At 34.2% G+C, this 24,396-nt stretch carries 14 protein-coding genes; 3 read left to right on the forward strand and 11 right to left on the reverse strand.

What is annotated here, in order from left to right:
* Positions 1-19: 19 nt before the first annotated feature.
* Positions 20-751 carry a hypothetical protein gene (locus tag DFQ11_RS06195; RefSeq protein WP_146221505.1) on the forward strand — a complete coding sequence of 244 codons (732 nt, stop codon included), beginning with the start codon at positions 20-22 and terminating at the stop codon, positions 749-751.
* Here DFQ11_RS06195 and DFQ11_RS06200 read toward each other — a convergent pair.
* The 9 genes from DFQ11_RS06200 to DFQ11_RS06240 form a co-directional block, all read right to left on the reverse strand.
* Entirely contained in the window at positions 738-1,328 is a 591-nt protein-coding gene (locus DFQ11_RS06200) for a pseudouridine synthase (RefSeq protein WP_233487596.1), read from the reverse strand. The genes DFQ11_RS06195 and DFQ11_RS06200 overlap by 14 nt on opposite strands.
* Positions 1,307-2,119: a DUF1853 family protein gene (locus DFQ11_RS06205; protein ID WP_110475005.1), complete on the reverse strand. Its 813-nt coding sequence runs from the start codon at positions 2,117-2,119 to the stop codon at positions 1,307-1,309. Before DFQ11_RS06205 ends, DFQ11_RS06200 begins: the two co-directional genes overlap by 22 nt.
* 59 nt (positions 2,120-2,178) lie before the next feature.
* Positions 2,179-3,138, reverse strand: coding sequence for a T9SS type A sorting domain-containing protein (locus DFQ11_RS06210; RefSeq protein WP_110475006.1), 960 nt, complete (start codon positions 3,136-3,138; stop codon positions 2,179-2,181).
* A gap of 221 nt (positions 3,139-3,359) precedes the next feature.
* Positions 3,360-4,343, reverse strand: a complete 984-nt coding sequence (locus tag DFQ11_RS06215; RefSeq protein WP_110475007.1) for a PorP/SprF family type IX secretion system membrane protein — start codon at positions 4,341-4,343, stop codon at positions 3,360-3,362.
* Positions 4,344-4,370: 27 nt separating this feature from the next.
* Positions 4,371-12,590 carry a T9SS type B sorting domain-containing protein gene (locus DFQ11_RS06220; protein ID WP_110475008.1) on the reverse strand — a complete coding sequence of 2,740 codons (8,220 nt, stop codon included), beginning with the start codon at positions 12,588-12,590 and terminating at the stop codon, positions 4,371-4,373.
* Between the two features lie 70 nt (positions 12,591-12,660).
* Positions 12,661-15,192, reverse strand: a complete 2,532-nt coding sequence (locus DFQ11_RS06225) for a PorP/SprF family type IX secretion system membrane protein (protein ID WP_110475009.1) — start codon at positions 15,190-15,192, stop codon at positions 12,661-12,663.
* A 1-nt stretch (position 15,193) separates the two neighbouring features.
* Positions 15,194-16,639: a T9SS type B sorting domain-containing protein gene (locus DFQ11_RS06230; protein ID WP_229791261.1), complete on the reverse strand. Its 1,446-nt coding sequence runs from the start codon at positions 16,637-16,639 to the stop codon at positions 15,194-15,196.
* 117 nt (positions 16,640-16,756) lie between these two features.
* On the reverse strand, positions 16,757-18,079 hold the full coding sequence (locus tag DFQ11_RS06235; RefSeq protein ID WP_110475519.1) for a hypothetical protein: 1,323 nt from the start codon (positions 18,077-18,079) through the stop codon (positions 16,757-16,759).
* A gap of 269 nt (positions 18,080-18,348) precedes the next feature.
* Positions 18,349-18,801 carry a hypothetical protein gene (locus DFQ11_RS06240; protein ID WP_110475011.1) on the reverse strand — a complete coding sequence of 151 codons (453 nt, stop codon included), beginning with the start codon at positions 18,799-18,801 and terminating at the stop codon, positions 18,349-18,351.
* A gap of 475 nt (positions 18,802-19,276) precedes the next feature.
* Here DFQ11_RS06240 and DFQ11_RS06245 point away from each other — a divergent pair, with 475 nt between their 5' ends.
* Complete coding sequence (locus tag DFQ11_RS06245) at positions 19,277-19,882, forward strand: peptidase associated/transthyretin-like domain-containing protein (RefSeq protein WP_110475012.1); 606 nt, start codon at positions 19,277-19,279, stop codon at positions 19,880-19,882.
* A gap of 185 nt (positions 19,883-20,067) precedes the next feature.
* Positions 20,068-21,006 (forward strand): mechanosensitive ion channel family protein, encoded by a 939-nt coding sequence (locus DFQ11_RS06250; protein ID WP_110475013.1) that lies wholly within the window; start codon positions 20,068-20,070, stop codon positions 21,004-21,006.
* A gap of 69 nt (positions 21,007-21,075) precedes the next feature.
* Here the strand turns inward: DFQ11_RS06250 and DFQ11_RS06255 are convergent, their stop codons facing one another.
* On the reverse strand, positions 21,076-22,260 hold the full coding sequence (locus DFQ11_RS06255) for an acetate/propionate family kinase (RefSeq protein WP_110475014.1): 1,185 nt from the start codon (positions 22,258-22,260) through the stop codon (positions 21,076-21,078).
* Between the two features lie 12 nt (positions 22,261-22,272).
* Positions 22,273-24,375 (reverse strand): phosphate acetyltransferase, encoded by a 2,103-nt coding sequence (gene pta / locus DFQ11_RS06260; RefSeq protein ID WP_110475520.1) that lies wholly within the window; start codon positions 24,373-24,375, stop codon positions 22,273-22,275.
* Positions 24,376-24,396: the final 21 nt, after the last annotated feature.

Raw genomic sequence — 24,396 nt, forward strand, 5'->3', positions numbered from 1 at the left:
TAAATTTATATCAATAAAAGTGAAAACCATTAAAATCATAGCGTTTCTGTTCTGCATTCTTTGCGGCACGACGGTTTTTGCACAAATCACAGATAAGGAAAATAAAACGATTCGTATTCCAGCTGAAGAATCTAAGAAGAAAGTAGATTCAGCTTTAGTGAAGGTTAAAGTAGCCCCTATTCTTGAAAAAGAAGAAGAGAAGTCAAGTGGTAGTAAGGAAGAAGCGGAAAAACGATTTATAATAAGGGAAACCGAAAAACCATTTTCAATGACCGAAAATGATGGCTTGAAAAATCCAGGTCAAATATTTGAAGAACGTTGGAAAAAAGAGGCTGTAAAAGGTGGGATTGTAAGAACAATGTCTGATCAATTTTTAGGCGAACATAGAGTAGATACTAAGTTTGTAAATATTGTTTGTAGAGATCATCAATACCCGGATGGGGATCGTGTTCAGATACTTGTGAATGGTGAGGTTGTTAAAGAGAATTTACTTTTAACTTCAAGTTATAGAAGGGTAGAAGTAAACCTAGCAGACGGACGTAATGTTGTTGATATTGTAGCATTAAACCAAGGAGAGTCTGGTCCGAATACAGCCGAATTCATTGTTTATGATGATAAAGGTACAGTAATCTCATCTAAAGAATGGAACCTTTTAACTGGGGTTAAGGCCTCAATCGTTTTTCATAATGAAAAGGTGACTATCAAAGAGAAAGGTGCCGAGGAATCTGAAACAACTTCTAATCAGAAATAGGAATCACGTCTGTAGGCTGCATATTTTCCAATTTATAATTGCCAATTCTTACTCTTACTAGTCGTAATGTTGGTAAACCAACTTTAGCTGTCATTTTACGTACTTGTCTAAATTTACCTTCTGTAAGAGTTATTGACAACCACGACGTATCACCATGACGTTCATCCCGAACAAATCGTTCAAAAATATGTGAGGTATCTAATAAAATTTCAGCTTTACATGGTTTTGTTTTATAAAGGCTTCCTTGAACTGAGATTTCGACACCAGACCTTAATTCTGAAATAATTTCAGGAGTTATAAGTCCATCAACCATGACATGGTATTCCTTTTCAATATTCGAACTTGTAATATGATTACTGAATTTACCATCGGTGGTTAAGAGCAATAAACCTTCAGATTTTTCATCTAAGCGACCAACGGCCATGGTGTTTTCAGGAAAATCATAAGGTAATTCGCCTAATAATTTCTTAGACCTTCGTTTACTTTGATGATTAACAAATTGGCTTAAATAACCATAAGGTTTATATATTTTAAAATGCTGGTGTTCAGACATAGCTACCAAAATGTTATAAAGCATTTTTCAATTGGCACATCATCATTATGTTTTATCCAAATTAAGGGAGAACGCATATCTTTAATTTGTTTTTCAATTTTTTCTTTTACCTCAACAAATGTCAACCACTCTACATGATTATGAGGTATAATTAACCAATCTAATTTATTAGGAACATAAAATTTAGCCTCTTCAAAAATAGAAATATCTTCATAGGATATAAAAAACCCTCTCACACATTTTTTATTTACTAATTCTACATCTGTTTTAGATTGATTATAAGGCAGAAATAGTTGAGCTTTAAAACAGACTTGCTGTTCGACTTTGGAAATATCTATATCGAAAGTTTTAAGATGTTGCTGAGTTTCTTCTTTATACAACAAAGGAAACTGTTTATTCTTTAATTTGTCTAATTTATAAAGCAGTGAATCTTTCCGGTTTGGCCCAATCCAATAGGCGAGCGGATCCTGATATGTATTAAGAGTGTCATAGAGATAAAATTTATAAACGACCTCTAAATGAATAGGCTGATTGTTCAAGTAGAACAAAGCATCCATTTCTCCTATAGTTTGTTTTCCCCTCTGGATTTGAATGTTCTCTGCAATCCATTCCACATTATCTTGTTGATGAAGTTGATAAAAAACAAATTCTTCAACAAGTTTTCCTAATCTGTGATTTCTGAATTCAATTGGGTCTTTTAAAATCTTAGGTGCGCTGTTAAATTGTAACAGATTAAATTCAGTAAAACTATTACTATTAAACAATGAATGTGTTTTGGAATAACCTTGAAAGCGTAAGAAAGTACTTTTATCCATAGGGATTTAAAAGTAGTAATTATTTTCACCAAATAATCATTTTTTAAATGTGATGATTCTTATTTTATTATCAACTTTTGTACTTTCTGATGTCCTGATATCGATTCTAATTTTAATATATATAAGCCTGGGTTTATATAATTTACATCTATTGTTTGGTAATCAGAACTTATGTCTAATTTTTGAGTTAACATCAATTGACCATTAATATTATAAAGTTTTAAGTCTGATTCAGTGTCTAGTGAACCAAATACCTCAATAGTGTGATTATTGTAATTACTTATCATTTTGAGGTTATTTGTAATTGGTCCTTCAATACTAAGAGCAGTATTGTTAAACCTAAGACTAAATCGTCCTGTTCCAGTTAAATCGTTATCTACAGTAAAAACATAGTCGTTCTCTGTTAATAAAGTTGAAGTTTCATTTACATTATCTTCTAAAAATATTTCAATATTTTCTGTAATATCAGTTTCGGTGATACTAATAGTTACTTCTTGTCCCTGAATAGCGTGAATACCTAAGCTTAAGGTTACATCGTCTATGGCAGATCCACTTAAAGCTTGAATCATTAATGGCATACTAGACTCACCATCTTGCAAAATTGTATATATTGAAAATGCAGGAGGACTTCCGCCATAAAGTGCTGCGTCGTAGCCAGGGTCAAGACCAGATGTGGCATTAGTATTAAAATATATATCTGTATAAAATTGAGCCTCTTCAGAAATCAACTCCAGTTTTAAATAACCAACATGAGGTGAGTTTTCTGTTTGTTTTTTTAAATAGGAATTCATATCTGTAAGTACCCTAAGGTCTGAGTTACAAATTAAACCTTGAGATAGAGCGAAATCTTCAGCAGATAAATCTAATGGTGGGAGATTCGATTTTAATTCAGGAATAGGAGATACGCCTAAAATGAGTAAAGAAGTACAGAGAAGGAGTAGGGTTTTTAATTTAATTACGTTCAATTCCATGAGGAGACCTGCCCATGCCTTTGATTTGATGGATAAATAATTTTTCATTTGGTTTGAATATGATTAATAGCACTAACAACTTAACACTAAAAATCACATTAAGCTTTATAACATCGTTATAAACGTATTTAAATCGTTAAAACCTTAAAAATCAGAATTCACAATCAAAAAAAATGGTATTCAGTTTTATTACTGAATACCATACAAGTTTGTTTTCATTATATATTCTATTTCATAAGTTAGAATTTCAATATTAAATAATAACCAGTTTATCTATAATAACTTTGACTTGTTCCTTTTGTACATTCACAATTACTAATACCTTGTAAGAAATCTAAACCTATGGTTACCATATGAGTACCTGAATTATATCCTGATAGATCATTTATAGTAAACTGATAAGAATAAGCAAAGAAAAACTGATTGAAGGTGATACCTGCCATTGGCCCAAGGTTTAGCGGCTTAAAAAACTGGTCATTAAGAAAACGGTAAGACCCTCCTAAGAAATAATAATCCCCTCGTCGGTTAAACTTTCGATATTTAAAATTGACATCGGTACTTGAACGCTTATCACTATCAAACATTTGATAGAACAAAGACGGCTCGAACTCCACATCCTTATTTTGCTTGCTCTTAATAACCAAACCAGTATAAATTTGATAGTTTAATAGCTGACTAGGTTCTATGCCTGTATAAGGATCAATATCTTTTTTCATGATATTGTTTGCGTTAAAACTTAGATAAAAAGCTTTCCATCTATATAAAATCCCTGCATCAAAATTATTATTTGAGATTGACCTATCGTCTGTGATGGCAGGATCTAGGATTGGAATATCATAAGTCGTATTAAAATTTTCTATATCAATTCTAAAACTATTTATATTATAAGATATTCCAAAAGATAGAAATTGCTTTGTTTTATAATCTAACGTGATATGGTGAGCGAATGAAAATTTCACACCTTTCTGTCTTGTGTTTCCATTTTTATCGTTGTAGGCTGAAATTCCCACACCAGATCTGTCGGAGATTCTAAAATCTGCATATACCGATTGATTGTCTGGTGCATTTTTTATTCCTACCCATTGAGTTAGCCCATTAGCTCGAATTTTTAGATTATCTCCAATACCAGCATAAGTCGGAGAAATTACAAAATCATTATCAGCTAAATACTGTGTGAATACTGGTAAATTTAATTCTTGGCCATATCCGTAAGCAGCGACCAAAAAAAGAATATATAGTGTTAGTTTTTTCATAATGCTGTCTTTTTAAGTGCTATGCTTTTATCTGTATAATGTAAAATGTCCGACAAATTCTTTATCATAAGTAGAATCATTAGTTTTTACCACGAACCAATAATCTCCAGTAGGTAACTCTTTACCTTTATATCTTCCATCCCAAACTTCACCTACACGATATGTGGCAATTTTACGACCATAGCGATCAAAAATATCGAATGTTAGGTTTGGATAGTTTTCGGTACAACCTGGTGCCCACGTATCGTATTCACCATCACCGTTAGGCGTAAACCAATTAGGAATACAAACATCTATAAACTCTAATTCTATTTGAGCTGTTGCAGTACAACCACTGCTATCTGTTACAATAACTGTATATAACCCTGACTCAGTGATTATAAATGAATTTTGATTTCCATAGTCCTCTCCATTCATTGTATATTCATAATCACCCGATCCTCCAGAGGCATTAGCAATAAACTCATTAAGTTCACCTTCTGTTAGATTAAGCGCTATAGGATCATTCATTTCTATATCAAAGAACTCTGTAGATTGAATACAACCATTTGTATGTCTTACTTCTATATAGTGATTTGTTCCTTCAGGTACATTTGTAAAAATGTTACTTGCTTGATAGGCTCCACCATTTAATGAGTAGTCTAGTTGAGTAAGGTCTTCAATTGAAGCATCTACAGTTACTGTGACCATATTACCTTGAACATTATTTTCACAGGTAGCTTCAATTATAACTTCCGGTAAAATATTTACCGACTCTGGGAATGTAATATTCCATTCAGACTCACATCCTTCCGCATCTCTAACATATACTATATGATCACCACCCATTAAATTGGTGAAATCAAATTCAGTTTGTGTCGCATCACCTGTAGTATAAACACCATCATAATCATCTAAACTTACGCTGTATGGTAATGTTCCTCCAGAAATCGCAATACTAAATTCTCCATCAACATCACCTTGACACACTTCAGGGAAGAATGAATTTGGAACGATACTTAAAATAACAGGACTTGGTTCTGAAATATTTACATTAAATGTTAAATAACAACCTAATTCATCTTGTACAATAATATCATAATCTCCAGGTGCTAAATTTTCGAAGGTATTTGTTTCAAAGAATTGATTTAACTGTGGAGAAATCGCATACTTGATTGTTCCTGTACCACCAGTAGCATTAATTTGAATAGAACCATTATTGCTTCCAGCACAAGACACATTATTTACTATTAAAGTAGCTTCAACGGGAGCATCTGGCTCTGTTATACTGATAGGAGCAGACGTAGCGACACAATCACCACTTTCAACATAAACTGTATAATCTCCAGCTAAAAGCTCTGTAAAATAACCAGGAGTGTTTTGTACTGCCGTAACAGCATTTCCTGCGCTATCTTGTAACGTGTAGGTATAATTTCCTAGACCGCCAATTGCTGTAGCCAAAACAGATCCGTTATTATCACCAGCACAGTTAATCGTTGGGTTTGTAGACTCTAGAGTAACTTCTAAGGTTGGTAAAGGGTCAATCGTTATTTCATTTGACACACTTGTAACACAACCGTTGGCATCTCTTACATAGTAAGAATAAGTCCCATCTGAAACTGTAAATGTAGTCGAAGTTGTAAACGTTCCTAATACTGGTGTAAATGAAGGGTTATCACTATAAGTATATGTTCCTGTTCCGCCAGTAGCAGACAATGTTAAGGTAGACTGCATTAAGCATGTTTGCGTTGTTGCTCTTACTAAGTTAGACTGAACAGGAGCAGGTTCGGCAATAACAATATCGGTTGATGTTACTTCACAATCAAAACCATCTTTAATGGTTACATTATAAGTCCCAGGACCTAAATCTGAAAATACATTAGATGTTTGAGGGCCTGAAGAACTAGGTGTTGGTAAAACGGTGTTTAACGTAAATGTGTAGTTACTACCTTGACCGCCTGTAACATTAGTGATCGTTATACTTGCATTTTGATCTCCAAAACAAGCTAAGTCTGTTGTACTCGGTGTAAAAGTAGCACTTATTGGTTCTGGGGTTTCTAAAGTAATCGACTCCGAAACAATACAACCGCCAGCATCTTTCACATTAACAATATAAGTACCTGCAGAAAGTCCTGCGAAAGAACCATTTGTAGAATAAGCAACATTAGCATCTCCTGTTAGCTCATATTCAAACGATCCCCAACCACCTGTCGCAACAGCTGTTATAGTACCTTCATTATCATTACAAGTCACATTAGATGTTTCTGAAATATTTAGTGACAATGCCTCTGACGGCGAAACAATTATAACATTTGATGTCGCAGAACAGAACGGTACGTCTGTTTCAGTTATTTCTACTGAATAAGTTCCTCCTAACATTCCTGTTACCGTTTCAGGATTAGAAGCAGTATTAGCATTGACTAATCCAGTAACCGAAGTTCCTGTACTATCAAAAACTTCATAAGTATAAGCTCCGGTATAGTTTTCAATATTAATTTCAAAAGATCCTGAATTGTCTCCAAAACAAGTTATTTCGTTTGGTGTTAAAGTGAAAGTTGGAAGAGTAGCTTCAGCAACCGTAACAGACACCTCTTCAGTACATGATGTCACAGTATCAGTAATTGTAATGTTATAAGTACCTGAAGGTACGTCCGAAAACACATTTCCACTTAAAGTAATTGAAGCTGATGTTGGAGCTATACTATAAGCATAAGAACCTGATCCTCCAGAACCAGTAACGTTAATTACACCATCATCATTATTACATGAAGGTAAATTGGTTATTTCTGGTGTTATAGTAAGAGGTGCATATACGTCTATAGATACTGTATTTCCACATCCATTAACATCTTGAATTGCGATAGTATGCGTTCCTGAATATAAATTTGATACACTAAAAGGGAAAGTTTGAGTTTGAAAAGCACCTCCATTAACACTCACACTATATGGTGGAGTACCTGCTGTATCTAAATTTACATCGATAACATACTCTCCTTCAGTAACCGTACATTGATCATTTATTGCTGCCGAAATTACTGGTGAAGCATCCATATCCAAAACTCGAACCGGACTTGTAACTATACATCCGTAAGCATCAATAACATGAACATAATAGCTGCCAGCATCTAAATTAAAAGTACTTGAAGAATTCCAAGCCGTATCTGTTGAAAGAGGAGCAGTAGCTGATGTTGTTACTTGATATTCATAAGGAGCTGTTCCGTTTGAAGCTACTGCACTAATTACTCCTGAATTTGCATTACAGTTTGCATTTTTATCATTAGACACTTCTAGTTCTAAAGCGAAAGCAGACTCCGTAATATTAAAAGGAATAGTGACTATTCCACAACCCGAATAAGGGCCAGAAGTTTCAGTAATTGACACAAAATAATTCCCAAAAGATAACGGACCTAAATTAGAAACGTCTAACGAACCGTTTGCCGGAACTGTACCTGAACCCGTAATTCCTGTGCTTTCTAAAGTTAATGAATCAAAGATTTCATAATTCACACTAACTGAACTAGTATAAATACTATTGATAGTGAAAGAAACGTTTCCATCAGCACTTCCTGTACAAGTGATATTGTTTTCACTTACCGCTGTAGCTGTTAAGGTTGAGTTAGTAGGAATTGGAACAGTTGAAGGCTCATAATAACTACAGTTTGTAGATTGATCATATACTATAAAAGTATATAACACACCTGGAGTTAATCCTGTAAAAGTTGCTGATTGACTTCCTGGAGCATCTTCTGGTATCCAAGACCCCACTGGGTTTGGATAATCTGAAATTGGACCTTGATAAATACTAAAAAAGAATGGACCTGCACTTGTTAAAGAAGAACCAATACTAACTTCCGCAGTACCACCTGTAGAACAATCTACCGTAGAAATGACATCTATATCTAAATCAGTTGGAGGAGAAGCTACTAAAACATCTTGTACTAAAACTGAACATCCATTCGCATCTACAACGTTTATTTCATACAATCCAAAATCAACCACATCAAAACTAACTGATGTCGATCCAATATTATTTAATTCTGAATTAGCGTACCCATTTGATCCAGTTACAAAATAATTATAAGGAGCAGTACCACCTACTACAGAATTGATAATTACTGAACCTTGTGAAACTCCACCTGTAGTACAAGTAATGTCAACCGCTTCGTAATCTATAACTATAGGGTCTGGCTGATTAATTGTAATTACTTCTGATGCCGTACATGACTTAGAATCCGTTACCGTTACCGTATACGTTCCTGCTGGTAATCCTGTAGTTTGTGTACCAAAATCAGTTCCAGTGGTATCATTAGTTACATTAATTACAAAAGGAGGTGTTCCTACTGAAGTATCAATAGATACGTTAATCGCTCCATTTGTGTCTCCATTACATTGAATAGGTTTACTTTCCGTTACAAAGTCTAAAGCAGGTAAGGACAGTGGGTTAACTGTAATTATTGATGATTCTGCAGTACAACCGTTAGCATCTGTAATCATGAATTGATAAGTTCCAGCATTAGGTGTTGAATAACTGAAATTTGAACCTGTACTTCCCAAATTAGAATATGCCGCACCATTTATTGACACCGAATACGTATAAGGAGCCGGACCAGAAATAGTTCCAGTTATTACAGCATCTGGATGTGTTGTACAATCTAAGTCTTCTGTTAGAACTACAGATAAAGTAGGGGTTGGGATAGGATCTATAGTATAAGTTTCACTATAAGTACAGTCGTTTTCATCTTTTACTTGAAAAGTATAGGTTTCTGGTTCTAATCCTGAAAATGATGTCGATGTTTGATAAGCAGTGGCTGAAGAAGCAGGCGCTATAATCTGATACTCTAAAGTTCCTATTCCACCAGTAGTAGCAATTATAGTTACGGTAGATGTATTAGTAGGACAAGTTATTGGTGAACTATCAAATATTACATCTGTAGGAGGATTTAACTGATCAATCGTAATTTCATTTGAGGCAGATGTACAATTGTTACCATCCTTTACTATTACAGTGTATGTACCTTGATTTAAATTATTAAAAACAGGGCTTGACTGGAAAGTTACACCATCAATACTATATGTATATGGCGCATCACCACCAGTAACATCTGTTACGGTAATTGTACCATTTGCTGTACATGTTAAAGGAGATGTAAGTTCTGCTGTTCCTACAATAGGATCATTAGCATTTATTATTACGGTTTGTGAACTCGTTTCACATACATCTGAACCTGAAGTATATTGAACCACCACTTCATAGCTTCCTTCTATAAGATTAGTGAAGACATTTGAATTTACAAATGTAGTACCACCATCAATACTATAACTAACACTATTTCCATTAGGGTTAGTAACATTAATAGTTATACTTCCTGAATTAGTTGCATCTGCACAAGCAATATCTGTAGAACTAATATTAAATTCAGGTTGAGCAATGGCTTCTACGGTGACAGTAGCTTCAGCACTACAATTATTAGAATCTACAACGGTAATTTCATAGACACCAGCAGAAGTAACAATTATTTCTGGGACAGTTTGAAATTCTGAATTACCATTTACAAAATAAAAATAAGGAGGAGTTCCACCCTCTGGATATACGGTAATTTCTCCATCAGTACAGTTCAAAGGACTTGTTAAAGCTGCCGTAGCTGTAAGTAACGGAGGCTCAACAATCGTGATGTCCTCAGAGAAAGTACATCCGTTTTCAGAAGTTATAATTACAGTATAAGTTCCTGGATTTAAATTCTGAAAAGTATAACTATTATCCATTATAGGACCGACACTATTCACTAAAGTTCCTGATTGAGAAATTGAAAATGAATATTGTGGATCAACATCATTGGCCGCTAAATAAATACTTCCCTTATCATCGTGACAAAGGGGTTGTGTAACAATGGTCGACGCGGTAAATTCTCTATCCCTAATTTGAACATCTGGAACTGTAAATACACAAGGGTTTGTGTCAATTCCAACCTGTCTGATATAAACTGAATATGTTCCTGCTGTGTTTACTGTGAATATATTACTGTCTTGAAAGTTTGTGCCATCTAAACTATACTCATAACCAGATGGAACTCCATTAACGATAATACTTCCCGGTGTCTCACAAATGATATCTGAGGAATTTACTGTAGCATTTAATAAATTTTCATAGACGTTAAAATAAAACTGAACAAAACACCCTCCTGGATAGTTGATTGTGATTCTGTACTGACCAGAAGTATCAGCTAAGAAATTAGAACCCGTTCCGACTTGGTTCCATGAACAGGAGTCATTTTCATTAGCACAATCTGTGTTTGAAACAGCTGCACAACTCGATTCATCAAGCTTTTCCCATATAAGAGAAGTGGAGTCTGAGATATTTGTTTCAATCAGTCTTGAATCTTCAGCTCCACATAAAAATATATTAGGTAATAATTTTCCATCGTTTGGACACGTAACAACTTCATCTGCAAATGGAATAACTGGGTTTACTGTGTTTGCACCAAATAGCTGTACATCAAATTCTTGAATAATAGACTGACAAGGCGCTACAGCTGTATTAAATGAATAATACGTACCAGTTTCAGTAACCGTAACCGATTGCGAATTTCCAATGACCGGTGTTCCTGTAGGACTTGTTGACCACGCATAAGAATCATATCCGTTAGCAGCCGTAAGTTCTACGCTATCACCACATAATACCACACTCTCAGAGAATGTACAGTTTAAATCAGCTAAAAAGTTAGTAGCTTGTGGAGATAATAAACATCCTGTATTACTACTTAAACTTGGATCGTCTGTTATAGCAAAATTAGGATTATAGAATCCATTATAAGAGGCATAGGCTTGGTTACTAATAATGTTAGAACAAGCGTCTACTAGTAAATTACATGACTCAACAACTTTTACTTCAATACGAATCTCATAAACAGGATCATTTTCTTCAACTAAAGAATTATCGACATTAAAAACTAATTCTCTTGTATCTGGGTTATAACTTGAAACGGTAACTCCAGGTGGTAGTACAAGGTCGTCTGGGTAATTGAATTCTATATTTACTGGAAGTATATCTCTAATTTGCAAATTTGTGGCATGATCGTTTCCTGTATTTTGAAAACCAATAACATAATTCAATGATGCCCCTAAATCAACGTATTGATCACCAATATTATTTCCGGCATCATCTTCAACAATTTTTGTAAGCACAATATTCGGTTCTATAATTTCAACCGCAAAAGCGAAGAAGTATGGAAAATAAGTATCCCCACTTGTTTCTAATGTAATAACACCAGAAGTGGCGTCATTATCTATAACTGAGTTCCCAGGATTAGGAACTTGCATAACACCAGTATCAAAACCTAAAGTATTGGAACTATTAGGTACTCTATTTAAAACAGGGGTGGCATCAAGTTGTGTCACTGAGCTATTAAAAAAGTTAGAAACCGGACGGTCGGCAGCCGATAAACTCACACCATTTAACCTTAAGCGATCCCCTAAAATAGGACTATCTCCTTCTAAGGTTGCGAAAGCAAAATTAGCTCGTACAGGAGCAGGAGCAGGGACTGTTCTAAACCCATCAACAGGTATATCTACATTAGGATTGTTTCCAGCAACACTAATAGAACTAAAACCATCAAAACTTGTTATCGATTTTCCTGGTAAAGTAGGGTCTTTATAAACTACAAATAATGACCAACCTGCAGATTCACCAGTGCCATTATATGGACTGTATGAAGCACTTCTTCCTTCTGCTGAAGATACGTTTGCTACGGTGTAGGTACCTAAGTCTACTCCAGATCCATAACTCGTAACTATTGATGTAACATCAGCAAAACAAGCATAAGAGAAACTATCGCCACCATCAACAGAATTATTTCCGGCATCATAAATTACTGTTCCTTGGATATCGTTATAATCTCCAACAGGCCCTTTAAATTTCACATTGGTGATAGGAGCATCCCCAGGATTCACTGCCCCCCAATACAATCCAGCATATACAATTTGATAACAATTCGGGTTTGGAATTTCTAAATCTGCACTTGACGAACTAAACGTAGAGCCATCGTTATCTATATCAATATAGGTCATATTGACTTGATGGTTATATTTCGTATTATCGTTAAAAGCATTGTTGTTTGGTCCTAGTATATTATTACCAATAAGAACAATATCACCTTTTATATCGCTATTATATCGAGGTGTAAAGGGTTGATAATTTTGTCCATAGGACTGATAGCAAAGAAGAAACAATACAAAAATTGCTGCTATTCTTGAAAAAGTAGGTTTTTTCATGATACTTTAATTTAGTTCTTCATTTCAATATCCGGGGCAGAATAAGGAAACGAATTGGGGCTTAACTCTATTAATTTTCAATTTTAACTATAGACATTTTTCCATTATAAGGTTTATTTCCCTTTGCTTTTAAAGCATTGTTCGCACTCCCTATATCTTCAAATTTCTCGTAGTATATATAATATTTACTTGTATTTACATCATGGAAGAAATCGACTTCAGATTGTCCTGAAGCTACCACATTCGTCACAAATTCATTTCTTCGTTTAATATCACTATGAACAGCAATTATTAAATAATATCCACTCTCAATGTTTTTAATATTCTTTAAGATTTGGATATTGTTTCCTTGATCTTCACCAAAATCAAAGTCCTCTTCTGTTAATGGAGTAGAACTTAATGGCGTTGTTAACTTTACATTTTTCAGGAAGGTTCTATCTTGTTTATATTGAACTTCATCATTATCAAAAGCGGCACGTTTAATACGACGTCTCTTTTCATATTCAGTAGCTTCTTGAATTGCCGTTAACTGCGCATCTAATTGTGATCTTAATTGAGCAGCTTTTAATTGCTCAGCTTTAAGACGCTTAATTTCTTTGTCATAATAAAGCATAACTTCATCGGTACTGCTGTAAGCATTATCTGCTGCACGCTTATTATAAATATTACTTAATTGATTAATCTTTTCACTTCGAGCTTTAATTACATTATCTAAGTCTGATCTAATTGCTCTTAGTGTATTATTTTCTGCCGTTACACTTTTAAATGGTTTAGGTTTTACAGTAATACCTTGGTCACTTAAATCATTTTCCTCCTTTAAGTCTTTAAGGTCTTGGTCTTTTATTTCAACAATTTCATTGAATTGTTCCAGAAGCTCATTCTGAACAGTCTTTGATTCTTCTGTTGATTGAGCTAGGACTTGCATAGTCTTTGCTAATTCGTCAGTCGGAGCATTAATAAAGTTCTGCTTTTCTTGAGCTTCAGCTTCTTCTTTAGCGTTTTGCTCTGCTAATAACTTAGCTTGTGCTTCAGCTTCTTCCTTAGCTTTTTGCTCTGCTAATACCTTAGCTTGTGCTTCAGCTTCTTCCTTAGCTTTTTGTTCTGCTAATAACTTAGCTTGTGCTTCAGCTTCTTCTTGAGCTTTTTGCTCTGCTAATAACTTAGCTTGTGCTTCAGCTTCTTCCTTAGCTTTTTGTTCTGCTAATAACTTAGCTCGTGCTTCAGCTTCTTCCTTAGCTTTTTGTTCTGCTAATAACTTAGCTCGTGCTTCAGCTTCTTCTTGAGCTTTTTGCTCTGCTAATAACTTAGCTTGTGCTTCAGCTTCTTCTTGAGCCTTTTGCTCTGCTAATAACTTAGCTTGTGCTTCAGCTTCTTCTTGAGCTTTTTGTTCTGCTAAAAACTTAGCTTGTGCTTCAGCTTCTTCTTGAGCTTTTTGTTCTGCTAATAACTTAGCTCGTGCTTCAGCTTCTTCTTGAGCTTTTTGTTCTGCTAATAACTTAGCTTGTGCTTCAGCATCTTCCTTAGCTTTTTGTTCTGCTATTATCTTCGCTTGTGTTTCAGTCTCTTTCTTAGCTTTCGTCTTATTAGAAGATTTGCTACTTGCTACTTTAGATTTATTAACACGACGTCTTTTGTAACCATTAGTTGAAAGAATTCCACTCACTTCATCCTCGCGACTATAATCATAATAGTTATTGTTTTTGAATCGATAGGCTAAAGTAATCTCATGTGACGGCCCGAAATTACTTAAATCTCCCAATGCTTTTTCAAAATTATATTCTATAGCAATCTGGGTTGTAATATTAAGGCCAAGACCAGCAGATGCCCCATAAAGAGTATTATAACCAACTTGTCCCCAAATACCTTTAGGAACCGTTAACATTGCTACTCCTGAAATTATTGTTTCATCTTGTTGAAATTCGGAACGGATTAATCCCGAAAACTTACTTTCATCAAAAAAACCTCGGCTATCCATATAACCAGTATACATTATATGTGCTTGGACGCTTTGCTTAGGATTATCCTGTATTAATTCTGAAGATTCAAAGTTGTATAAAGCTAAATTGTTGATTGACAAACCGAAGTCTAAAAACTCAGTACCGTAGTTAATTCCTGGATTAACGGTTAATAAAAAATTTTCAGGAACATTTTGTAAAGCTGGATCTTCAAAATTAGTGACTACATTTGAAGTATTAACTCCACTTTTATAAGCGCCAATATTTAGACCAAAAGTTAAGTTACTATCACGTCCTAACCTTGCATTATAAGCGAAGTTTAATATACCTCCGAATGTTGTTAAAACTCCATAGTTCTGCTGAAACAAACCAACTCCAGCGCCAATGTTTTCACCAAATCGCCCAGAGTAACTTGCTAAATAGGTGAGTGGTGCATTTTCAAACTGAACCCATTCGCGTTTATTATAAATACTAATAAATTTTGATTGTGACCGCACAAAACTAAAAGTAGGATTTATTGTATAACTATTAAAGGTCAAGGAGTTTCTTGTTGGTAAGTCTAAAGCAACCACACCATCAGTATCCTGAGAATAGAGAGCCTGATATGAACAGGTAAATAATATTAAGACTAAAAGATGCGCTTTCATATTATCTTACTACGGTTATTGATCCTTTTCTTGTTTCGTAATCAGCTGTTGTAATGATGTAATAATACACCTGATTTATGCTAGTTAATTCTAGATTATTCTCTGGCCAATTATTGAGGTACTCCTGAGTTTGAAGTACTATCTTACCTTGATTAGTCATTATGGTAACTTCTGTGTCTGTACCACTCACATAAGCTGATGGTAAAACCCAAGTGTCATTAATCCCATCTCCATTAGGACTTATCATATTGGGAATTTGTGACACTTCAGGAAATAAATCAAGCCCTTCATTGATTTCAAATTCATGTTCTCTTGAAGCCATACATCCTGAAGCCTCTGTAATAATCACTTTATATGTTCCAAAATCTGTAGCTTCAAACGAAGCGGCATTTGCGCCAGCTATTAACGAACCATTTAAATACCATTCGAAAATTGGATTTAAAGCAGTAGTAGTAACTGTTACAAATAAGGATTCGCCTTCAAGCATTTCAATCGTGTCATCTACGTCAATTTCACTATCAAATATTTCACTTACCAATTCAATAGATCCTGAAGCTGAACACTCTCCTAAATCGACTTGAACAGAAAAAGTTCCTGACTCATTAGTTTGGTACATTTGATTAATAGCTCCTGGAATTAAATTACCATCCTTAAACCACTGATAAGAATTCCCTCCAATTGTACTTAATATTGTTGAACCTTGGTCTGGGCAAAATGGATTTCCCAAACTAGAGGCGATAGTGGCATTAGCTTCGCCAGATACTGCTTCACTAATGGTAACTCGATTAGAAAATGAACTTGATGTACAAGTACCATAATTTGTCTTAACAAAATATGTTCCTTCTTCACTAACTGATAATGTTGGGCCTTCCGATATAAATATCGAGGTTGTTGGACTGGTTTCTTTGTACCAATTAAAAGTTAAGTTAGGGTAGAGTAGTGGAGAATCGTTAGTACCTGTTCCTGGATTATCAATCGTTAATAAGTAACTTCCTCCTGTACAATAGGCACCTGTAGATACTAGATTGTTTATTGTAAAAGGTGAATCTTGACTTTTATAATATGCAGCAAAAGGAACTGATTTAGAACTTGTTGCTGAAGGAGCACTCGTTTTTATACGGATTCTATAATTCTCACCAGCTGTTGTATTAGGTATTGAAAAGGTCAGCGTTGCTGGTGATGTAGTTACTTCTCCCGGATTGGATGTATAAATTATAGAAGGATCTGAAAAATCTCCATCGGCATCCGACATTTCAATCGTAAACTGATTAGACGCGCTTAAAGCTGATTCAGGAGAAAATACAAATGTTGTGTTATAAGTATTAAACGTTTCACTCGCACAAGCCTGACTAAAGCCAAGGTTTGGTGTACCTATAACTATCTGCGCACTTGTTCTTTCCATCATAATTAGAGATAGAAAGAACATTCCAAATAGTAAATGGTTCAAGCGGGTTGGTTTAAGCATTGGTAGTCAGGGGTGTAAAGTTATTATCAATAAGCTATTTTAAAGATGAAAAATTTATTTCAAGTAGTATTTAAATTTATTTTCGCAGTTTGAAAACGGTTATTCATTATTGCCTTCTTCAATCACTTCGTTTGAAGCTATAATTTTATTAATTCGAAGTCTAAAATCTGGATATCTAGAGTTTTCTGAATCAATGAATGTTTCAGAGTCAGGCCCTTTTGAATATACATTATCAAAAGCTCTGCTACCATACCAGCTCTCTAAATCATCATTGTTTGAATAACCTTTTCTAAAAATATTACCACTACAATTATTGAAGTATGATTGCTGAAATTGTATTTTCTCTAAGTTCTCACTATTAATTGCGATATTATCATCAAGAATAACAGCTGGCTTAAATCCAGAGATGACACTTTTATCAATTGAAAATGATACGTCCGGACCAATAAAGATGGCTTCTTGCACTAAACCGACTTGTATATCTGACTTAATATCTTTACTTACATTTACTAAAGTTAAGTTTTCAGCATTTACAAATGTTTCTTTCTTAGTGGTATCTGCATTTTCCTTTAAATCGTATGAACTAACATAAATACATCTTGAGCCATCTGGACTAGAGATGTAAGGAGAGCGTACAGCTAAAGAATTATCTATATGACATTGAGCACCATAATTGAAGTAGTAATCATTTTTACTTGATCTATATGATATGGTTTGTGATAAAACAACCTCACCACCTAATACGTTAAATGAGTTACCTTGACAGTAGCTCACCATAACGTTATTAATTGTAGTCTTTAAACCTACACCAGCTAGAGTAATTCCACTAAAATTTCCGAAATCTTTCGTGTGTTTTCCTGCATATTCTACTCTTACATACTTAAGCACACCTGAATTACTGAACGGATCATCACCTCCATAACTGATGGTTTCAGTTAAAGCAGGATTTAAACCATAATTTAAAGATGAGACATTCCCGAAAGTATTAATAGGTGCATCGCCAAGAATAAATAACCCTCCCCAATCACCTTGCTTTTTATCAGTCTTACTTGAGGTAAAAATAATTGGGTCGGTTACCAAGCCTTCTGCGATAATTTTTGAACCTCTACTAATTGTCAAAGATCCCTTAGTTTTGAAATCTCCTAATATGACAGTTCCAGGTTCAATAGTTAAAGTGGTACTATCCGTTACAAAAACATCACCCAAAAGAAGATAAATATTCCTCTTTGTTAAAACCGTGTTCTCTGTAATTTCACCAGTAAGGATTTGAGTCGGTTCTCCATAGTTTGGATTATTAGGTCTGAAATCCGTCCATGGATTTAACCAGTTGTTATAGCCTGTAATTCCTTTTTCTTGTTGAGCAAACATGCAGCTACCAAGCGTTAAAAGAAAGAAAAATGATGTTAAAGTAATTTTTTTCATAATAGTCATATTCTTTATATTGAGTAAAAAGGGCATTTTATCTAATGAATCAAACATATACATTTTCACTACGAAACACAAATAATATCGATGAAATACACTATATTATATAATTATTAATCTATTTCCTACATAAACCCACTACTAATCGAGAATTATACCCGGTTTTTATTAATGTTTTTTATGTCAGGTTTTTCAACATTTCGATAAAAAAACCTTAACAGTAAATTGTCAAGGTTTTATATATAAATTATTGATAAAGATTTTAGTTAGTCTTTCTTATAATCATCATAAGTATGTAATGCCTTTAAAGTAGATTCGTAGAAAAGTATCGCCGCAATTAAATCTGTAGTATCAGAATATGGTAATACTCGTCTTTGAAATTCCATCGTACTATCAAAGTAGGTAGAAGATGCTTTAATATTTTCTTCTAATGCTTTCGTATTGTCTTTCGTATCTGGAATTCCTAACGACTCCATAGTTACTCCAGGTTTCGTTGCAAAAGCAATATTGGGAAGAATATTTACAATTACCTCAATACGCTCTATATATAGGACAAGTAAATCTCCTTTAGGCATCTTTTTGAGCTCTTCACGGCTGTGGTATTTTGAAATACTTACTTTTCCACTAATAATGCTTTGAGAGTCTTTCTTTTTTTGAGCGAAACTCATTGACATCATTAGAAAAAAAACAGCACAAAATAAAGTAATTTTTGTTTTCATATTCACGCTTTTAAATTAATCTTAGTGCAACAAATCTATACAATTTATTAAAAAAAGCAACTTTATTTGAATATTATTTGTAAAAAAAACCACTTACGAAATGCAAATTTCTTGGATAAACGACGTGTTTGCTTGATAAAGCGCATTTTTTTTCGACGAAATACACGTAAATATACAAAGACATTTTCGAGCAGCTCATTTTACAATTTGGCTCCTTAACAAAGACAAATTTTTCCACTTTTTATGGATCAAGAGCAAGGGAAAATGTATACAGGTTTAGAAACATTTAACTAAACACACATTACATTTTTATCATAACGCACATAATTCTAGGTATTTACAATTTGAATTAGGTCGTTCGTCGAAAAATTAGGTTTCTTTCCACAGTTCATCGTGATTTTTTTAGCATTGAAGTGATTTTTAGGGGTTTACCGATTCAAAGTCTGAAATTTGATATGACAAAACCCTTAATCTTATGAAAAATATTATCGCTTTTATATGTTTAGTTGGCTTATTTAGCGGAATTAATTCTGCGGCTGCTCAAAAAAACATCTTAAAATACAACAGTCCAATTTACGATCGTGATGAAGCTCTTATAAGTCCTACAGACACGATTCCGGATTTTAAATCAAAAGAGAACCCATTAAAATTAACTGGGATAATTTACCAAAGTGATGGCGTCACGCCGGCGAAAGACATTATTCTCTACATAGAACAACCTAATGAACATGGGGATTTTGAATTAAGAAAATCTGGTGAAGAACGCTATGTGTTTCACAGAAGTTGGGTTAAAACAGATGCAGATGGAAGATATACATTCTACACCTTTGTGCCTGGTGGCGATAGAAGACATAATCAATTACAGCAAATATTTCCGCTGATTAAAGCACCTTCAAAACAAGAATACGTCTTAGATTCCTTTTTATTTGAAAACGACCCTTTACTCACTAAAACATGTAGAAAACGCATGGCTAAAAAAGGTGATACGACACGGATTTTAAGCCCTAAGATGGTTGACGGTATGTTAGTTGCGGAGCGCAATATTATACTTAAAGGAGATCAAGATTTGGCCAATTTATAATTTTTAGTATTTAACAAATAATATCAAAAAGAGCGTCCTACATTAAGTTTTGGACGTTTTTTATGTTCAATTTTACCCAAAGAATTAGAATCTATTTGGATAGCGTTAAGATTTAAATAAATTTAATTGTTTCTTTAAGCATATAGATTAAAGACCACAGTTAAACCGTAACATAATTTTCACCTATGCTATTCATCCAAACATCAGCTTCCGAAACCATTAACTCATCCCTTGAAAACTACTATCATAGTTTTTTAGAAGTATTACCCAGAATTGCACTCGGTATACTAGTCATTATAGCAGGTGTACTCATTGCTAAATTTGTCACTAATTTCTATAAAAAAAGAATTTTAAAAAAAGCTGAAGATCCTTTGATGGCTAAATTTTTAGCTCAGGCCATAAAGATTATATTAACGTTAATTGCCATATTGCTGGCTCTTCAAGTGGCTGGACTAAGTGGTGTGGCTACGGGAATTTTAACGGCGGCTGGTGGTGCAGCCATAGTATTAGGTTTTGCTTTTCAAGATATCGGTAAAAACTTTTTAGCAGGAATCATTCTTGCATTTAATAGGCCTTTCAATATAAATGACACCATAATGGTTGCTGATTTATTTGGAAAGGTGAAAGCACTGAATTTTAGATATACCCATATAAAAACATCAGACGGACGTGATATTTTTATTCCAAACAGTGATGTGCTCACCAAAGCTGTTGAAAATTATACCGCCGATGGGTTTTATAGAAATGATTTCATAGTAGGTATTGGATATGAAGACAATATAGAAGAAGCTAAAAAAGCTATTAACGATATTTTAGATCATCATCCTGAAATAGTTCATGATGACATACACGATAATTTCGTTATCGAAAATGAACTAGCAGCGAGTACTGTTAATTTAAAAGTGTTCTTCTGGGTAGAGACGTTAGATTACAGAAAATCTTCACGTATACTAAGGGGAAATGTGATCAAACAAGTTAAAGAAGTTCTTGTCGAAAAAGGATTCAACTTACCTGCAGATATTACAGAACTTAAATTATATGGTAATGAAGAAGACATTCCATTACGAGTTCGTAAAGATCCTCGCGACTTAATAGAGCAAAGTCCAAAATCTCTTCCGCAATAAAATAGATATGAAATTAAAAAGGCTTACATCTACTATAACGGTAAGCCTTTAGTTTCATAATTGTTAGATTTAGCTTATTAAATTAAAGGCCTGTTTAGCAATTTCTAATTCTTCATTAGTCGGAATTACCAATACCTTGACCTTAGAATTTAAGGTGCTGACTTCTCGTAGCTCATTAGATCTTAAGCTGTTTTTATTTTGGTCTAATTCAATACCAAAAAAGCTCATATCCTCACAGACTAATTTTCTAATGACATCAGAGTTTTCCCCAATTCCTGCAGTAAATACAATACTATCTAAACCATTCATAGCCGCACTGTAAGCACCAATGTATTTTATAATTCTATAGGCATTCATTTCCAAGGCAAGAATACAGTCTCTATTTCCTCTTTCTGCCTCGGTTTGAATATCTCTTAAATCACTATAGCCAGTAAGACCAAGCATTCCGCTTTCTTTAGTTAATAAATGACTTATCTCATTCATTGTATATCCTAATTTATTGGCTAAGTAATAAATCACACCATGATCAATATCACCACTTCTGGTTCCCATGATAAGACCATTAGACGGTGTAAATCCTAGACTATGATCTATACTTATCCCATTCTGAACAGCGGTCATACTGCATCCATTACCCAAATGAATCGTAATAATTTTTGAATTCTGAATCTTTAGATAGTCAATAGCTTTTTCTGAAACATATTTATGACTTGTACCATGAAAACCATAAACTTGAATATTCTGTTCCTCGTAAAGTTTATTTGGAATGGCATATTTTTTTGCTTTTTCAGGTAAGGTTGAAAGAAAGGCTGTATCAAAAACAGCGACTTGCTTTGCTGAAGAAAATAATTTTTCTGCAACTAGGATGCCTTCAAGATTATGTGGATTATGCAAGGGAGCTAAAGGGCATAAGTCTTGAATATGTTGTTTCACTTGTTCCGTAACTAGAGTAGTATCAGTAAATGCGTTTCCTCCATGAACCACACGGTGACCCACAGCATCAATTTCATCGGTGTTCTTAATGACGCCTTTATCAGGATCCAATAAAAGATCGACCACTTTTTGTAAACCTTCTTTATGAGACTCAATATGATCTGTATATTTTAAATCTATACCTTCTTTCTTATAGTTAAGAATAGCATCATGATGTCCAACACGTTCTACCAATCCGCTACAAACCATGGTTTCGGAAGGCATCTGAATCAGTTGAAACTTTATTGACGAACTTCCTGAATTGATGATTAAAATGTTCATTCTTTTAAATTATTAAAGGCCTTGAGCCTGAATTACAGTTACAATTACTGTATTGAAAATGTCGTCCGTGGTACAGCCACGACTTAAATCGTTAACCGGTTTATTTAAACCCTGAATAATTGGACCAATGGCCAATGCTTTTGTTTCTCGTTGAACGGCCTTATACGTATTGTTCCCAGTATTTAAATCAGGAAATATAAATACGTTAGCTTGACCAGCGACTTCGGAATTTGGTAGTTTAGATTGTCCCACTTTAAGATCTACTGCAGCATCATATTGAATAGGACCTTCTACTTTCAAATCGGGTCTTTTTTCTTTTATAATTCTTGTCGCTTCACGTACACGCTCTACATCTTCACCAACACCTGAAGTACCAGAAGAATAGGATAGCATCGCAATTTTTGGTTCTATTCCAAAAGCCACACTTGTAGCCGCTGATGATATGGCTATTTCTGCCAATTGTTCAGAATTTGGATTTGGATTTATGGCACAATCGCCATATACCGAAACACGATCTTCTAAACACATAAAGAATACGGACGATACGATAGATGTTTCCGGTCTAGTTTTTATGAATTGTAATGCTGGAAGAATAGTGTGCTGTGTGGTATGAACGGCTCCAGAAACCATACCGTCTGCATCACCTTTATGAACCATCATCGTCCCGAAATAGGACACATCTTCCATTAAATCCTTAGCCATAGCAAGGTTTACATTTTTATGTTTTCTTAATTCAAAAAGCGTTTCGGCATATTCATTAAATTTCTCGGACTTCACAGGATTAATAATGTTTACATTATTTAAATCCAACCCAAGATCTAAGGCAATCACTTTTTCTTCAATCTGTTTCCTATCCCCTAGCAAAGTGATGGTCACTGCATTGACATCAATTAATTGTTTAGTAGCTTTTAAAATCCGCTCGTCTAATCCTTCAGGTAGAACAATATGTTTTTTATTCGATTTTGCTCTTTTTAATAAATTATACTGAAACATTCGAGGTGTAATACCATTCGTTTTAAAAGTGATCAGTCGCTCTATAAGTTCATCTACCTTAACGTATTTTTCAAAATCTTTTATGGATACGGAGATTTTCTGAGTGTTTTCAGCATAAATCTGAGATTTAATAGTCCCAATTTGGTTCGCTACAGAGAACGTTCCCTCTTTTGCCGAAATAATAGGAACGATGTCGGAAAGACCTTCTATCAATTTGTTGATTGAATCTTCAGGTTTTAATCCTCCAGTGAGAACAATTCCCGAAATAGTAGGGTAGTTCTCTGAAATATGTGCTTGTAAAGCTCCCAAAATAATATCAGCTCTATCACCTGGTGTAATAACTAATCCGTTTTCTTTAATATGAGTTAAATAATTTCGAAGTTGCATGGCACCAACGCTAAAGGTACCTGCTTGATTATTGATATGTGCTTCTCCAAACAGAATTTCAGCATCTAGAACTTCTACAATTTCCTTTATTGAAGGATGCGCCAACACTGGGTTAAGTGGAATTGCATTTGCAATAACACTAGAAGGTAAATCCTTTTCCAATTCCGCAATAATTAGCGCTTGGTTTTGTGGTTCTACCTTATTTGCTATAACAGATAAAACTTCAACACCTTTATCCTTAAATGAATCATAAGCCATATGTAAATTCCCAACAAATTCGTCTAATGATTTTCCAACCCCACTTGCTAAAATAATTGCAGGAACTCCAAGGTTTTTAGCAATTAATATATTGGTATCGAATTCCATAATATGACCTTCACCATCAAAGCTAGTACCTTCCACCAACACAAAGTCATATCGGTCTTCTATAGCTTTAAACTTGTCGATAATACGACCTATTATTTGATCCTCTTTATCCTCGTTTTTCATTTTTATGACTTCACTTCGAGTAAAAGCGTAGGCATCTTCAAATTTTAAATCGAGATTAAAATAAGTGATAATGGTATTGATATGATTATCAATCTCTCCAGGTTTGATATCATCAATAATCGGCCTAAAATATCCAACTTTAGCTGCTTTCCCTAATAACAATTGCATCAATCCTAAAGAAATTATAGACTTACCACTATTGGGTTCCATCGTAGCAATATAGATGGCTTTATTGGTTACTTTCATATTCATCTGTTTGAAGAACTA

This window comes from Winogradskyella epiphytica, from assembly GCF_003217215.1.
In the GTDB taxonomy this organism is placed as follows: Bacteria; Bacteroidota; Bacteroidia; order Flavobacteriales; family Flavobacteriaceae; genus Winogradskyella; species Winogradskyella epiphytica.

Bases quoted from the DNA above. Each gene is read 5' to 3' on its own strand.
- DFQ11_RS06245 (WP_110475012.1), top strand. From the start codon at position 19,277: ATGAAAAATATTATCGCTTTTATATGTTTAGTTGGCTTATTTAGCGGA.
- DFQ11_RS06255 (WP_110475014.1), bottom strand. From the start codon at position 22,260: ATGAACATTTTAATCATCAATTCAGGAAGTTCGTCAATAAAGTTTCAA.
- DFQ11_RS06240 (WP_110475011.1), bottom strand. From the start codon at position 18,801: ATGAAAACAAAAATTACTTTATTTTGTGCTGTTTTTTTTCTAATGATG.
- DFQ11_RS06200 (WP_233487596.1), bottom strand. From the start codon at position 1,328: ATGCTTTATAACATTTTGGTAGCTATGTCTGAACACCAGCATTTTAAA.
- DFQ11_RS06210 (WP_110475006.1), bottom strand. From the start codon at position 3,138: ATGAAAAATTATTTATCCATCAAATCAAAGGCATGGGCAGGTCTCCTC.
- DFQ11_RS06235 (WP_110475519.1), bottom strand. From the start codon at position 18,079: ATGAAAAAAATTACTTTAACATCATTTTTCTTTCTTTTAACGCTTGGT.
- pta (WP_110475520.1), bottom strand. From the start codon at position 24,375: ATGAAAGTAACCAATAAAGCCATCTATATTGCTACGATGGAACCCAAT.
- DFQ11_RS06220 (WP_110475008.1), bottom strand. From the start codon at position 12,590: ATGAAAAAACCTACTTTTTCAAGAATAGCAGCAATTTTTGTATTGTTT.
- DFQ11_RS06250 (WP_110475013.1), top strand. From the start codon at position 20,068: ATGCTATTCATCCAAACATCAGCTTCCGAAACCATTAACTCATCCCTT.
- DFQ11_RS06205 (WP_110475005.1), bottom strand. From the start codon at position 2,119: ATGGATAAAAGTACTTTCTTACGCTTTCAAGGTTATTCCAAAACACAT.
- DFQ11_RS06215 (WP_110475007.1), bottom strand. From the start codon at position 4,343: ATGAAAAAACTAACACTATATATTCTTTTTTTGGTCGCTGCTTACGGA.
- DFQ11_RS06225 (WP_110475009.1), bottom strand. From the start codon at position 15,192: ATGAAAGCGCATCTTTTAGTCTTAATATTATTTACCTGTTCATATCAG.